The organism is Comamonas sp. CMM02, from assembly GCF_014851485.1.
GTDB classification, from domain to species: Bacteria; Pseudomonadota; Gammaproteobacteria; order Burkholderiales; family Burkholderiaceae_C; genus Comamonas; species Comamonas avium.
Genome location: NZ_JACUZW010000003.1, coordinates 95,303 through 108,305 on the forward strand (window position 1 = coordinate 95,303; position 13,003 = coordinate 108,305).

General features: G+C 56.1%; 12 protein-coding genes. 2 read left to right on the plus strand and 10 right to left on the minus strand.

Features of this window, described 5'->3' with window-relative positions; all coding sequences use genetic code 11:
* Positions 1-469: 469 nt before the first annotated feature.
* The 6 genes from IB213_RS09935 to IB213_RS09960 all read right to left on the minus strand — a co-directional run bounded on the left by IB213_RS09935 (position 470) and on the right by IB213_RS09960 (position 5,469).
* A complete protein-coding gene (locus tag IB213_RS09935; RefSeq protein WP_191723936.1) occupies positions 470-868 on the minus strand; it encodes a hypothetical protein in 399 nt (132 codons plus the stop codon).
* A gap of 591 nt (positions 869-1,459) precedes the next feature.
* A complete protein-coding gene (locus IB213_RS09940; protein ID WP_191723937.1) occupies positions 1,460-1,957 on the minus strand; it encodes an OmpA family protein in 498 nt (165 codons plus the stop codon).
* 13 nt (positions 1,958-1,970) lie between these two features.
* Complete coding sequence (locus IB213_RS09945; RefSeq protein WP_192406203.1) at positions 1,971-3,218, minus strand: diguanylate cyclase domain-containing protein; 1,248 nt, start codon at positions 3,216-3,218, stop codon at positions 1,971-1,973.
* Complete coding sequence (locus IB213_RS09950; RefSeq protein ID WP_225214201.1) at positions 3,215-3,700, minus strand: YfiR family protein; 486 nt, start codon at positions 3,698-3,700, stop codon at positions 3,215-3,217. Before IB213_RS09950 ends, IB213_RS09945 begins: the two co-directional genes overlap by 4 nt.
* A 371-nt stretch (positions 3,701-4,071) precedes the next feature.
* Complete coding sequence (locus IB213_RS09955) at positions 4,072-4,875, minus strand: anti-sigma factor domain-containing protein (protein ID WP_192406207.1); 804 nt, start codon at positions 4,873-4,875, stop codon at positions 4,072-4,074.
* An 18-nt stretch (positions 4,876-4,893) separates the two neighbouring features.
* Positions 4,894-5,469, minus strand: a complete 576-nt coding sequence (locus IB213_RS09960) for an RNA polymerase sigma factor (protein ID WP_191723941.1) — start codon at positions 5,467-5,469, stop codon at positions 4,894-4,896.
* A gap of 365 nt (positions 5,470-5,834) precedes the next feature.
* Here IB213_RS09960 and IB213_RS09965 point away from each other — a divergent pair, with 365 nt between their 5' ends.
* Both IB213_RS09965 and IB213_RS09970 read left to right on the plus strand, forming a co-directional pair.
* A complete protein-coding gene (locus tag IB213_RS09965) occupies positions 5,835-6,389 on the plus strand; it encodes a DUF3455 domain-containing protein (RefSeq protein WP_192406210.1) in 555 nt (184 codons plus the stop codon).
* Between the two features lie 342 nt (positions 6,390-6,731).
* Entirely contained in the window at positions 6,732-8,192 is a 1,461-nt protein-coding gene (locus IB213_RS09970; RefSeq protein ID WP_192406214.1) for a deoxyribodipyrimidine photo-lyase, read from the plus strand.
* A gap of 90 nt (positions 8,193-8,282) precedes the next feature.
* On the opposite strand, the gene IB213_RS09975 is transcribed toward IB213_RS09970, so the two are convergent.
* The 4 genes from IB213_RS09975 to IB213_RS09990 form a co-directional block, all read right to left on the minus strand.
* Positions 8,283-9,077, minus strand: coding sequence for an ABC transporter ATP-binding protein (locus IB213_RS09975; RefSeq protein ID WP_191723944.1), 795 nt, complete (start codon positions 9,075-9,077; stop codon positions 8,283-8,285).
* 28 nt (positions 9,078-9,105) lie between these two features.
* Positions 9,106-9,990, minus strand: coding sequence for an ABC transporter permease (locus tag IB213_RS09980; RefSeq protein WP_191723945.1), 885 nt, complete (start codon positions 9,988-9,990; stop codon positions 9,106-9,108).
* Between the two features lie 67 nt (positions 9,991-10,057).
* Complete coding sequence (locus IB213_RS09985) at positions 10,058-11,023, minus strand: ABC transporter substrate-binding protein (RefSeq protein WP_192406216.1); 966 nt, start codon at positions 11,021-11,023, stop codon at positions 10,058-10,060.
* Between the two features lie 267 nt (positions 11,024-11,290).
* Complete coding sequence (locus tag IB213_RS09990) at positions 11,291-12,997, minus strand: electron transfer flavoprotein-ubiquinone oxidoreductase (protein ID WP_191723947.1); 1,707 nt, start codon at positions 12,995-12,997, stop codon at positions 11,291-11,293.
* Positions 12,998-13,003 lie beyond the last annotated feature (6 nt).

Here is a 13,003-nt window from a genome sequence, read left to right on the forward strand (position 1 = left end):
TGCAGCCTGACTTTGCACAGACTTGGCGGTGTGTCGCAAGCGGTGCGTGTGTTGCCGTCAAAGGTGCCTGTGATGGGGCTGACAAGGGCGGCAGCTCTTGTGGCAATAAGTTCCTAGAGGGCGCATGTGGCTTTGGATCTAAAACTTGAAATATTCCCACTCAACGATGCAAACCCGCATGGGTGCTTGATTGTGATGTGGGCTTTTAATCCGTTGTTCGCGAGCTCGAATCTCGCTGGGCCCATCAAAGATTACAGCCCCTTGTAGGAATACGCGGGGCTGTTTTTTTACTCTGAGTTGAGCGGTTCAGCTGCTTTTATGCGGCTTCTCTTTGGGTTGCTGTGCAGATTTTTCTGCCTACAACGCAACAGAATTTTTGTAGTTCGTAGCAGTAGCGCTTAGTGCTGATGCCCAGCTTGTGACTCAGCACGTCGTCCACGGTATCAGGTTCAGCCTTTGCTAATCACGATTACGGCTTGGCGACACGCCAGACGTTGCCGACACCATCCCCAGTGATGTCTCCGGGTTTGCTGTCTTTGACCCAGTAGTAAAGAGGTTTGCCTTGGTAGGCCCATTGCTTGTTGCCGTCGTCACGCGTGATAACGCTCCAGTTGCCAATGGGTGCTGCTCCAGCAGGGGCCATCAATGGTGGCCAGTTGGTGGCACACCCGCCATTGCATACGCTTTTGCCACTGCCAGCCGTATCTCGGTCAAAGACATAGAGGGTCATCTGGTTGGGTCCAACGAGCTTGCCGTTCATGACTGTGGCTGGTGAGGCCTGCGCCATGGGCGGTTTGCTGGCGGGCGCAGTGCTGCAGGCCGTCAACCCTATGGCAGCCACTAAAGTGATGGAAGCTAAAAGTCTCATGGAATACTCCTTAAAGATCAGCACCAAGCCAAGTGGGCTCAGGTGTAGATGATTTTTCAGTCAATGCATCCTGCATTTACGTAAGGGAGTATGAGATTTTGGAGTCAGCGGGCAGTACCCCTTGCCATGTGGGATGGGTATGGTGCGCGGGTTGCTTGAACGTTGACCCTTTTAGCCAGCAAGTGCCAAGTGCTAGGATAGATGGGCACTTTCCAAAGAGAGGTCAGCATGAACCGGACAATGACCATTCTTGCCATCATTGGCATCCTGGCGGCACTGTATTTTTTGAACAAATACGGCCTGTACTAAAGTCTGCTGCTAAGACGCAGCGCAGCTGGCGTGGAGCGCACTGAAAGTGCAACCCCCGAGTTGGCTGAAGCAATCGCGGGGCTTTGTGGACAGCAAGATCTGCGCGTGCTGACTGCGATTAGGCAGCTTTGCTGTGTGCTTGGATCTGAGAATTAAAAGCGCTGTAGTCGTTAAGACTGTGGCGCTTTTTTGATGAAACGCCATAGATAGACCTATGGATCATCTCTAGGCGCTTGTTCATCGAGGAACAATAAGTTTGGGGTCGTCTCTTTAAAAACGCGCTTATTGAACAGGGACGATGACGGCAACTCTTCGATTTTCCTTGCGCACCGCGCTGGCGTTGCTTGCTGGAAGTGGTTTGCTATTGCCGTAGCCCTGTACCGAAATGTTGGCTTGGGGGATGCCGGCATTGACCAATACCTGAGCAACTGCCTGAGCACGGCGCAGGGACAGTTGTTCGTTGTATGCATCGGCTCCCACATCGTCGGTATGACCTTCTACGCGAAGATGGTTGATGCCTACGCTATGGAGTGAGCGGGCCATTTTTTCCACATTGGTTTTCTGCTCGCCAGATAGCTTGTCAACATTGAAGTCGAACAACAATTTTCCAGGCATTTGGAGCTCCCAGCCTTCGTCGGTTTGCTCGAAACCGTATTCACGTAGAACATTGACTTGCTGGGATGACAGCCCCGTTGCGGCGGGTGGAGACTGGCATGCACTTAAAAAAAGAGCTATCGCCAAAGGGGTGCAACGAACGAATGCCTGCAGTAGTTTCTTCATCTTGGTTTCCTTTTTACGTTGTGCTGCCGATGGCCAAATGCTGTGATCCACGTCGCTGTGCTTTGGCGCGGTACATGGCGGTATCTGCTGAACGCAATAGCGTTGACATGTCCTGTCCGTGCACAGGATAGACGGCGATGCCGATACTTACCGAGGGTTGCAGGAACCCGCTGCTTTGCAGTGGAAGTGGGGGGCGCATGGCCTTGAGAATGTTGTCAGCGATTTGTGTGGCTTCGTCATTGCCCAGAATGGGAGTCAGAAGGACGGCAAATTCATCACCTCCCAGTCTTGCGACAACATCTGATGCACGCAACTGAGAACGTATTCGATGCGCCACCTCAATCAGCAATGCATCGCCTGCCTCATGTCCATAGGTGTCATTGACTTGCTTGAAGTGATCGTTATCCAGGAACAAGACGGCAAAAGTGTAGTTTTCGTGCTGACCTTGGGCCAGCGCAGTTTGTAGCCGGTGCTCGAAATGTGCCCGGTTCGGCAGTCCTGTCAGACTGTCATGGCTTGCTTCATGCGCCAGTGCTGTGTTCTTGTGCTGAAGCTGGGTTTGCCGATCCTGCAGCTCATCGAGCAGCGTGTTGAAGTCATTGCCAAGTTCTCGCAGTTCAAGAATACGAGCAGGTTGCACGCGCAATGCCAGATCGCGTTCGTAGCGTGCGGCTTTGGCTACTTCTGCCAGTGAATGCAAAGGCGTAACTATTTCACGCAGCATTCGTCGAGACAACCATGTCCCCATCGCACCACTTGCTGCCATGCACACCAGCAGTGCTGCAATGGCTGAAAGCAGAAAACCGAGCAGACCCCGGCCATCGCCACTGAGCTCGATTTGGCCCACGACATGTTGATCGTGGTGGATTTCACTGACCGTCGGGGTTGTTAATATTTGTCGACCCAGCCATTCACCCAGCTCACTGATGAGGCCCTGATCCTGATGTCCCCATTGGGCGAGTACCTGGCCTTTTGCATCGCGGATACGAGCAAATGCAATGCCTTCGCCTTGCAGCATGCTGCCGAGTGTTTGATCGATTTCGTCTGCGTCTCGAAACACTACGGCGGCTTCAACGGTATAGGCCAGTGAGCGCGCAACGAGGCGAAGGTTGTTGTCGATGTACATCCGCAATGCTATGACCCCCGCTAGCAGCACAAGACAGCCAGCCATGGCAACAGAGGCCCAGGCCATGCGTCGGTGTGCGCGGCGTACAACCCCCCCCAAGGTCGGGGCGTTCGCTCTATCAAGGTCAGCACTCATGGCTTGCCCTTGCGTCTGGCCAGTTGTAGTACCCGTGGATTCACGCGTACGCCGCTTCGGGCCACAGAGTCGAGATTCACTTCAAAAGACACATTGCCTGGACGCACGCTTAAGCAGAACATGCCTCCAATTGAGCAGGGTTCTTGCTGCTCGCTAATGGAGAGCACGGGTTGCCCTGTAAAGCGAGCTGCCAGTTGTTTCCAGGCACCTTCAGGCACCGTACCTACATAAATGCCGTCGCAGCTGGTCGCAAGCTCGGGATCATCCAGCCTCATTCGTCGAACCACGACTTTGCGTTCACCAGCAAGCTGGGCTCCCTTGAGGACTTCGTCGGCGTATTCTGTGGGCCCCAGCACGCACAACCGGATGCTGGGAGGGTCAGCAGGCCAGCGTGTGTAGCTGACGATGCCAAAGACAGCCTGTGCGACACCTTGAGAACGCTCATCCGTTGCGATGTCTTGCGCACACGCAGTTGCAGGCAAGATCAACCCAGAAAGTAGAAGAAGTAAGACTGAAAAAATCTTGCGCAAAAAATACATGGGCGTTAGTGCCAAGGTTGTTCTGGAGTGACTGAGAGCGAAGCGTGCCTGAAGTCAGTGAGCCAGCAGTCGATGAATCACATGGCCGGGCAATGTTTATTGTTTGGACAGCCCTTCATTGGGTTGAAACTACCTCGGCATTGGTGGCAATGCAAATCGAGGCTCATAAAGTACTGGATCTGGGGCTGCTTGCAGCGCATCAAGACTTGTGCCATCTACATAACGTCGATGTTAGCTAGCCCAAGTGATTGAGCAAAGGAGTAAAACAATACCAAGTCATAAATGGCTGGAACTGCGTTGTTTCTTGCTGCTGATCACAGTTGGCGGCGAATGAGTGCTCCAGTAAACAGCACAGGCCCAGTAGGGCCGGTTTCACTGGGCACCCCACCCTTGGGCTCCAGGCTGACAGCCAGTGTGGGCACGGCCTGTACTTCAGCTTCGTGGGCGGTGAGTTGTTCAACCTCCCCGCGACCCAGCACTCCCAGTGATCGTGGTGCTCCCTTTTGCGGCAAAGCCCATAGCTGAAGGGACTGGTTCGCAGCTTCTTGCACCGCCCCCACACGCTGGAGTACTAACTGGCTGTGATTGGCGTCGAAGGTGACGAGCATGGAAGGTCCGGCTTTTGCGTCTGCCAGCACTGCCACGTACTGAATCTGTGGCGCAGCCTCTAATGCGGCTTGTGTAGTTTGCAGCTGTGTCTGCAGGCTGGACAATTGCTGTTGCGCGGTGTGTTTGAGTGCTTGGTGTGCCCACAATCCTACTGCTGTGGCAGCTACAGTAGCCAAGCCCCCTGCCAGTGCAGCGTTGCGCCACCAGGCCAGTGCGTGTGCCGCTGGGTTTTTTCTGCTGGCTATTTGTGTCCGGTTTTGCCCGGCAGCAGATTTTTCAGCTTCAAGCAGGTTGTTGATTCGAATCCAGACGCTGGCATCTGGCTGCACAGGTGCTTGCATTTCTGACAAGGCTGCCCAGCGGCCTTGCCACAGCAGGGCTGCGGCACGCACTGGCGAATGCTCACGTGCCAGGTGCTCAAAGCGGCTGCGGGCTCCTGCGCGCAGTGTGCCCAGTGCATAGGCTGAGGCAAGGCGGTCCAGCAGCTCGGGGTTGTTCATTAAGTTCATGGCTGTACCTCGTACGGCTCAAACATGGCGGCTCATGCATTTGCGCAGTTGCTCCAGGCTGCGACGTATCCACGATTTGACAGTACCCAGGGGGAGCTTCAGGTGCGTTGCCAACTCGCTGTGGCTCAGATCACGCAGGTACGCCAAGCTCACTACCTGGCGTTGTTCTTGTTCCAGGCGCTGCATGCACTGGTGAAGCGCTGCCGCTTGTTCGCTGGCCTCCACCAGTTGCATGGGGCTCTTGGCATCAGGGTGATCAGAAAGCGAGTCAGTGTCCTCCAGTGGGAGATTCGCATGCAAGCGTTCGGCGCGGCGGCGGCGCAAAAAATCCAGAGACCGGCTGCGTACCAGCAAGCCCATCCATGCCAGCGGAGGACTGAGGGAGCTGCGGTAATCACCTGCATTGCGCCATATTCCCAGAAAGCTTTCCTGCAGCACATCCTCTGCCCACTCACGGTTGCCAACAATGCGCAGAGCCAGACCATACAGCCGTGAAGCGGTTTGATCGTATAAGTGCTTGAGTGCCGCCTCATCCTGGGCCGCAACGCGGTCCAGAAGTGCTATCAGCGTGTGATCTGGTGTTTGGGGGCTCATGCATGCCATTGTGATGAGAAGCGTTCTTGGTTGGATCAATTGTTGGATTGCTGCCAAGTCACATGGTTTTGTCTTGCGTAGTTGGCCTATCTCCATGTACGCAGCTTCCCGCCTTTCAGATGCATGACGTAGCTGAAGTACATGCAAAAAAATAATTGCATCCAGTTGCCCGCCAGCTGCGTATTCATAGTGTCAGTGCCGGTAGGTAATCTGATGCCGCTGCAGACTCACACGGATTCATCGCATGGCATGGCCTCTGCTTACAAATTCCTTGTAGCTCGGCGCCTGGCGTAAGTGCCACTTTGTCACTTCAGCGCGTTGCGTTTTGTGAGTTCTGTCTTTTTGGATTTTTAAAGGAGACCTTCATGAAATATCCGTTGATCCTTCGGGTGTCTGCGCTCTGTGTTCTGGCTGTGGGTTTGTCAGCGTGTTCGAGCATGGGTGGGCATTCCATGTACTCCCAGGCAAATCTGCCTGCTGCCGTGCAAGTTCCGGGGGGGCACAAGGTAGTGATGGAGACAGTGGGTGTGGGGCAAATCACTTATGAATGTCGCGCTAAAAAAGACATGGCGGGGGCGCATGAGTGGGTGTTTGTGGGGCCTGAGGCCAAGTTGCAGACACGCAGTGGCGCCGTCATTGGCCGGTATTGGGGTCCTCCTGCCACATGGGAAAATAACGATGGCTCCAAAGTCACCGCAACGCAGGTGGCGGTAGCGCCCGCCGGCATGGGGGATATTCCTGTGCAGTTAGTCAAGGCCAACCCAGCCACGGGCATGGGGGCGATGCAGGGCGTGACCTATATTCAGCGAGTGAATACGCGCGGAGGTATTGCGCCAGCCATGGCATGCAATGCTGGCAACATGGGTAGCAAGCAAATCGTGCCGTACCAAGCAGATTACATATTCTGGAAAGCCAACTGATGTTCTCAATAGCGGCAACGCAAGGCTGCATGTTCCAGAGCAGCCTGGTGCAGGGCCGCTTTTCGCAGCCGTTAAAGCAAGCCATGGCTGTCAATTTTTGCTTCTGAGTAGCGAAATATTCAAATAACAATGCGGGGTTAGCCCCGCATTGTCTTTGGCTGGTTCTGGCACTTCCCATGCGGAACGTTGTGTCGATGATGCCGTCAGAATGCGGTGCTCAAACGCCGTGAGCACGGCGGTGCATTCAAGCTGTGCTTCAATCGTTGGAGCATGTGACTGCCGCTGTTGCAGAGGGCTGAAGCATTCGCCATCCAGCAAATAATCACTAACGAAAAACCAACCATGACCTCTAGTGCTCTGGTGTGGCTGCGGCGCGATTTGCGTTGTGATGACCACGCTGCGCTGTACCACGCACTGCGCCGTTTTGAGCGGGTGTATTGTGCTTTTGTATTTGATACAGATATTTTGGATGCACTGCCCAGCAGGCAGGATCGACGTGTGGATTTCATTCATGCCAGCGTACTGGAGCTCGATAGCGGGCTGAAGGCGCTGGCAGAACGCAGCGGCGCACCCGGTAGTGGCTTGATCGTGCTGCATGGCCCAGCGGTAGATTGCATTGTGCAACTTGCACAAAAACTGGGTGTGCAAGAAGTACTGGTCAATCGCGACTATGAGCCTCAGGCCATTGCACGTGACCAACGTGCTGCACAAGCTTTGCAGGCAGCAGGCATTGCATTGAGTGTCTACAAAGACCAGGTGCTGCTGGAGCAAGAGGAGGTGATGACGCAGCAGGGTCAGCCTTACAGTGTGTTCACGCCTTACAAGCGGGCATGGTTGCAGAAGTTGGATGCTTTTCAGCTCAAGCCTTATCCCGTTGAACGGTATGCGCACCATCTGGCGCCACCTCCTTGTGTGGAGCAGATACCCAGCTTGCAAGCACTGGGCTTTGCCCCCAGCAACTTGCATGCGCTGCGCCTGCCAACCGGTATGCAAGGTGCTCAGCAGCTGTTGCGCGACTTTGTTCCGCGCATGTCGCTCTACCATGAAGCACGTGACTACCCGGGGCGAAAAGGGGTGTCGTACCTGTCTGTGCATTTGCGTTTTGGAACGGTCTCCATTCGCCAGGTGGCAGCGCTGGCGCAGCAGCAATCTCGGCTAGGTGATGAGGGGGCGCAGACCTGGCTGTCAGAGCTGGCTTGGCGTGACTTTTATTTCATGATTTTGTGGCACCACCCGCGTGTTGTGAGGCAATCATTTCGGCAGGCCTATGACCGCGTGCAGTGGGACGATGCCCCTGAGCTATGGCAGGCATGGTGTGAGGCAAAAACAGGCTATCCACTGGTGGATGCGGCCATGCGCCAGTTGCACCAGACGGGCTATATGCATAACCGTTTGCGCATGGTGGTGGCCAGCTTTCTCACCAAAGACTTGGGAGTGGACTGGCGCAGGGGAGAGGCACACTTTGCGCAGCACCTCAATGACTTTGATTTGGCGGCCAACAACGGTGGCTGGCAGTGGGCCGCTTCTACGGGCTGCGATGCACAGCCATGGTTTCGGATTTTCAATCCGGTCACGCAGTCCCAGCGGTTTGATCCAGATGGCAGTTTCATCCGCCGCTATGTCCCTGAACTGGCGAAGGTGCCTGACAAGCACATTCATTTTCCTGCAGCCATGAAACCGCTGGAGCTACAGGCTTGCGGCGTACAGCTGGGGCAAAACTACCCATTGCCCGTGGTCGATCATGCTGCTGCGCGCCAGAGAACCTTGATGCGATTTCATTTTCTACGTGATGATGCCGACTGAAGGTCTGTGCTGAATGAAAACAAAAATAGCTGCCAACACTTGGCAAGCAAGCACTGGCAGCTATTTTTTGTGGCTAGCACCAGTCAGTCGTCAACCGAGCAAGAGGGCGTCGTCCGACAGTTTTTCGCCACGCACTTTCTCGAACATGTGCAGCAGATCGGTGACATCCATCTTGGAGCGTTCTTCGCCCGAGACATCCAGCACCACCTGGCCCTGGTGCAGCATGACGGTGCGCTCGCCCACGTCCAACGCTTGGCGCATGGAGTGCGTGACCATCATGGTGGTCAGCTTGCTCTCATTGACAATGCGGGCTGTGAGCTGGAGCACAAAGTCTGCGGTACGGGGGTCGAGCGCGGCAGTGTGCTCGTCCAGCAGCAAAATACGTGAAGGTTGCAGTGCAGCCATCAGCAGGCTCACGGCCTGACGCTGGCCGCCAGACAGCAGACCAATGCGGTCGGTCAGACGGTTTTCCAGACCCAGCCCCAGCGTAGCCAAGCGCTCGCGGTATAGCGCACGGTGCTCGTTCTTGACTGCCAAAGACAAGCCACGTGAGGTGCCACGGCAGTGTGCCAGCGCCATGTTTTCTTCAATGCTCAGGTCTTCGCAAGTGCCGGCCATGGGGTCTTGAAAAACACGGGCCACGCGGTGGGCACGGTCCCAGACAGGGCGTCGGGTCATGTCTTCATCGGCAATATGGATGCTGCCTTTGTCCACGCTCTGGTCGCCAGAGACCGCATTCAAGAAGGTGGACTTGCCCGCCCCGTTGGAGCCAATGACGGTGACAAACTGGCCGTCAGGAATTTCCAGCGACAGACCGCGCAGCGCGCGCGTTTCAATCGGGGTGCCGGGGTTGAAGGTGAGTTCGAGGTTTTGTGCGCTCAACATAGGTTCACAACTTTCTTCTGTGGGCGCATCAAGGCTTGCGGCTCAGCTTGCGCTTGAGCTGTGGAATGACCAAGGCAATGGTCACAAGTACGGCGGTGACCAGATTCAGATCTTGTGCTTTGAGGCCGATGAAATCGCTGTTCAATGCAGCAGCAATAAAGAAGCGGTAGACGATGGCACCAATTACGACAGCCAGCGTGGCCCAGATGATTTTGCGCGACGGCAAGATGGACTCACCCACGATCACTGCTGCCAGACCAATCACGATGGTGCCGATGCCCATGGAGATGTCCGAGCCACCTTGGGTCTGCACAAACATGGCGCCCGCCAAGCCTACCAGACCGTTAGAGACGGCCATGCCCAGCAAAATCATGCCACCTGTATTGACGCCTTGGGCGCGAGCCATGCGGGCGTTAGAGCCCGTGGCACGAATGGCCAGGCCCCGCTCGGTGGCGAAGAACCAGTCCAGCAGCAGCTTGGCGGCAATCACAATCACTAGCAGGAGCAGAGGGCGGAAGACGTAGTCGTCCATACCTTCGGGCTGCAGCATGTTGAAGATGGTAGGGTCGTTAATCAGGGGAATGTTGGGGCCACCCATGATGCGCAGGTTCACGGAGTACAGCGCAATCATCATCAAGATGGAGGCCAGCAAGTCCATGATTTTGAGCTTGACGTTCAGCCAGCCGGTCACCATGCCGGCGGCAGCGCCTGCAGCCGTGGCAGCCAGGGTAGCCACCCAGGGGTTGGTGCCCGTAGAGATCAAGACGGCACACACAGCGCCACCCAGGGGAAAGCTGCCATCTACAGTCAGATCGGGAAAACGCAGCAATCGAAAAGAGATGTACACACCCAGCGCGACCAGGGCAAAGATCAGGCCAATTTCAACGGCGCCGAGCAGTGAAAACAGAGACATAGTGAAAAAACTTCAATGAAAAAAGGCAGGGCCAGAAAGTTGGCGCCTGCCTTGGTGCTATGCGGGCTTATTGCACCACTTGCGCGGCGCTCTTGACCAGTGCGTCAGACAGTTTGATGCCTTGCTTTTCGGCAGCAGTCGGGTTCACAAACAGTTCCATCTTGGTGCTCACCTCAGGCTTGATCGTGCCCGGTGCTTCGCCCTTCAGAATACGGGCCACCATGCGGCCAGTCTGTTCGCCCAAGTCACGGTAGTTGATACCGTACGCAGCGACAGCACCGCGTTTGACGGAGTCAGTATCCGAAGCGACCAATGGAATTTTGGCGTCCTGGCCCACTTTGACCAGAGCTTCATAGGCAGACACGACGTTGTTGTCGGTGGAGGTGTAAATCACATCCACTTTGCCAATCAGGCTGCGGGCAGCGCTGCTGACGTCCACCGAGCGCGGTGCCGCTGCTTCAACCAGTGTCATGCCCAGTGTAGGCAGCAGCTTTTGCAGCTCTTTGACCACCACCACAGAGTTTGCTTCGCCGGGGTTGTAGACCATGCCAACGCGCTTGGCAGTGGGAACCACTTGCTTGACCAGGTTCATCTGCTTGTCCAGCGCCAGCAAGTCGGAAACACCGGTCACGTTGGTTTTGGACGCTTCCCAGCTGGGAACCAGCTTGGCAACGACGGGGTCAGTCACAGCAGAGAACACGACGGGCACGCTCTTGGTGGAGGCTACGACGGCCTGGGCCGAAGGGGTGGCAATGGCAACGATGGCATCGGGCTTGTCTCCCACAAATTTGCGAGCGATTTGCGCTGCCGTGCCGGTATTGCCCTGGGCGCTTTGGTATTGCCACTTCAGGTTCTTGCCAGATTCAAAGCCTTCTGCTTTGAGTGCGGCCTGAACGCCGTCACGCACGGCATCCAGTGCAGGGTGCTCCACGATGGCGGTCACCGCGACAGACTTGTCTGCAGCGTGTGCACCTGTCATGGAAGCGATGGCCAGGGCGACAGCACCCAGAGGTGCCCAGGACTTGAAATTCATTGCGTTTTCTCCACCATTGTTATGAAGCCTAGAAGGCATTTATGCATGCAAGGAACAGGCCAGTTGTCTGCTCTTTGCGCCGAACAAGTCTATAGCAGCAGGTCTTGGGCATTGCTGGGCAAAGACGTGTGCTGTGACAGTTTGTCAACACGGCGCAGTTTTTGTGCGTAATGAACCTGATTGGTGCAGTTGCTCAGATTTTGTGCAGTAAATATTGGAAAAAAAGACCCGCAAAGCGGGTCTTTTTTGCATGAAGCATGCGTGGCGTTACATGCCCGAGTAGTTCGGGCCGCCGCCGCCTTCCGGGGTCACCCACACGATGTTCTGTGTGGGGTCCTTGATGTCGCAGGTTTTGCAGTGCACACAATTTTGTGCGTTGATCTGCAGGCGCTGTGCATTGCCGCCTTTGTCTGTGTCCGCAACAAACTCATAGACGCCCGCAGGGCAGTAGCGACTTTCTGGCCCGGCATATTTGGCCAGGTTGATGTTCACGGGTACAGAGGCGTCTTTGAGCGTCAGGTGCGCAGGCTGGTCTTCGCCATGGTTGGTGTTGCTGATGAAGACGCTGGAGAGGCGGTCAAACGTCAATTTTCCATCGGGCTTAGGGTAGGCGATGGGCTGGCACTCGGCCGCAGGCTTGAGGTAGGCGTGGTCAGGTTTGTCGCGGTGCAGCGTCCATGGAATGCAGCCTTTGAGCAGGAATTGCTCCAGGCCGTTCATGACGGTTGCGGTTGACAGGCCCTTCTTGAACCAGGTCTTGAAGTTGCGTGCCTTCCACAGCTCTTCGTAGAGCCAGCTGTTTTCAAACGCGGTTTCGTAGGCCGCCAGCTCGTCGCCCTGGCGACCGGCGACGATGGCGTCGTACGCTGCTTCAGCAGCCAGCATGCCGGTTTTGATTGCAGCATGGCTGCCCTTGATGCGCGAGGCGTTCAAGAAGCCAGCGTCACAGCCCACCAGCGCACCGCCGGGGAACACCAGCTTGGGCAGGCTCAAAATACCGCCTGCAGTGATGGCGCGTGCGCCGTACGAGATGCGCTTGGCTGGCTTGATGCCCTTGGCTTCGTCACCTTCCAGGTAGTAGCGGATGTTGGGGTGGGTCTTCCAACGCTGCATTTCCTCGAACGGAGACAGGTAGGGGTTGGCGTAATCCAGGCCCGTGACAAAGCCCAGTGTGACCAGGTTGTCTTCCAGGTGGTACAGAAAGCCACCGCCATAGGTTTTGCTGTCCATGGGCCAGCCGCCGGTGTGCAGCACCATGCCGGGTTTGTGGCGTGCGGGGTCGATCTCCCACAGCTCTTTAATGCCCAGTCCATAGGCCTGGGGATCTTTGCCCTCGTCCAGATTGAACTTGGCAATCAGTTGCTTGCCCAGATGCCCGCGTGAGCCTTCAGAGAAGATGGTGTATTTGCCATGCAGCTCCATGCCCAACTGGAAGTCACCCGTGGGCTCGCCATCTTTGCCTACGCCCATGTTGCCGGTGGCAATGCCTTTGACGGAACCATCTTCGTGGTAGAGCACTTCCGCAGCAGCGAAGCCGGGGAAAATTTCTACGCCCAGTGCTTCTGCCTGGTCGGCCAGCCACTTGGTGACAAAGCCCAGACGCACCACAAAGTTGCCTTCGTTGTGAAAGCACTTGGGCAGCAGGAAATTGGGCGTGCGCAGCGAGCTTTTTTCGCTGAAGAACACCATGGCATCTTCGGTGACGGGCTGGTTCAGGGGGGCTCCCTTTTCTTTCCAGTCAGGGATCAGCTCCGTCAGTGCCTTGGGGTCCATGATGGCGCCGGACAGCGTGTGCGCGCCGGGCTCTGAACCTTTTTCCAGAACCACCACCGAAACGTCTTGGCCTTTCTCGGCTGCCAGCTGTTTGAGGCGAATGGCCGTTGCCAGACCGCCAGGGCCGCCGCCGACGATCACTACGTCGTATTCCATAGCCTCTCGCGGGCCGTACTGCGCCAAGATTTCTGCGTTTGTCATCGGGGT

Excerpts from the sequence above, each read along its gene's own strand:
- IB213_RS09935 (WP_191723936.1), bottom strand. The coding sequence starts at position 868 with ATGAGACTTTTAGCTTCCATCACTTTAGTGGCTGCCATAGGGTTGACG.
- IB213_RS09940 (WP_191723937.1), bottom strand. The coding sequence starts at position 1,957 with ATGAAGAAACTACTGCAGGCATTCGTTCGTTGCACCCCTTTGGCGATA.
- IB213_RS09945 (WP_192406203.1), bottom strand. The coding sequence starts at position 3,218 with ATGAGTGCTGACCTTGATAGAGCGAACGCCCCGACCTTGGGGGGGGTT.
- IB213_RS09955 (WP_192406207.1), bottom strand. The coding sequence starts at position 4,875 with ATGAACTTAATGAACAACCCCGAGCTGCTGGACCGCCTTGCCTCAGCC.
- IB213_RS09960 (WP_191723941.1), bottom strand. The coding sequence starts at position 5,469 with ATGAGCCCCCAAACACCAGATCACACGCTGATAGCACTTCTGGACCGC.
- IB213_RS09965 (WP_192406210.1), top strand. The coding sequence starts at position 5,835 with ATGAAATATCCGTTGATCCTTCGGGTGTCTGCGCTCTGTGTTCTGGCT.
- IB213_RS09970 (WP_192406214.1), top strand. The coding sequence starts at position 6,732 with ATGACCTCTAGTGCTCTGGTGTGGCTGCGGCGCGATTTGCGTTGTGAT.
- IB213_RS09975 (WP_191723944.1), bottom strand. The coding sequence starts at position 9,077 with ATGTTGAGCGCACAAAACCTCGAACTCACCTTCAACCCCGGCACCCCG.
- IB213_RS09980 (WP_191723945.1), bottom strand. The coding sequence starts at position 9,990 with ATGTCTCTGTTTTCACTGCTCGGCGCCGTTGAAATTGGCCTGATCTTT.
- IB213_RS09985 (WP_192406216.1), bottom strand. The coding sequence starts at position 11,023 with ATGAATTTCAAGTCCTGGGCACCTCTGGGTGCTGTCGCCCTGGCCATC.
- IB213_RS09990 (WP_191723947.1), bottom strand. The coding sequence starts at position 12,997 with ATGACAAACGCAGAAATCTTGGCGCAGTACGGCCCGCGAGAGGCTATG.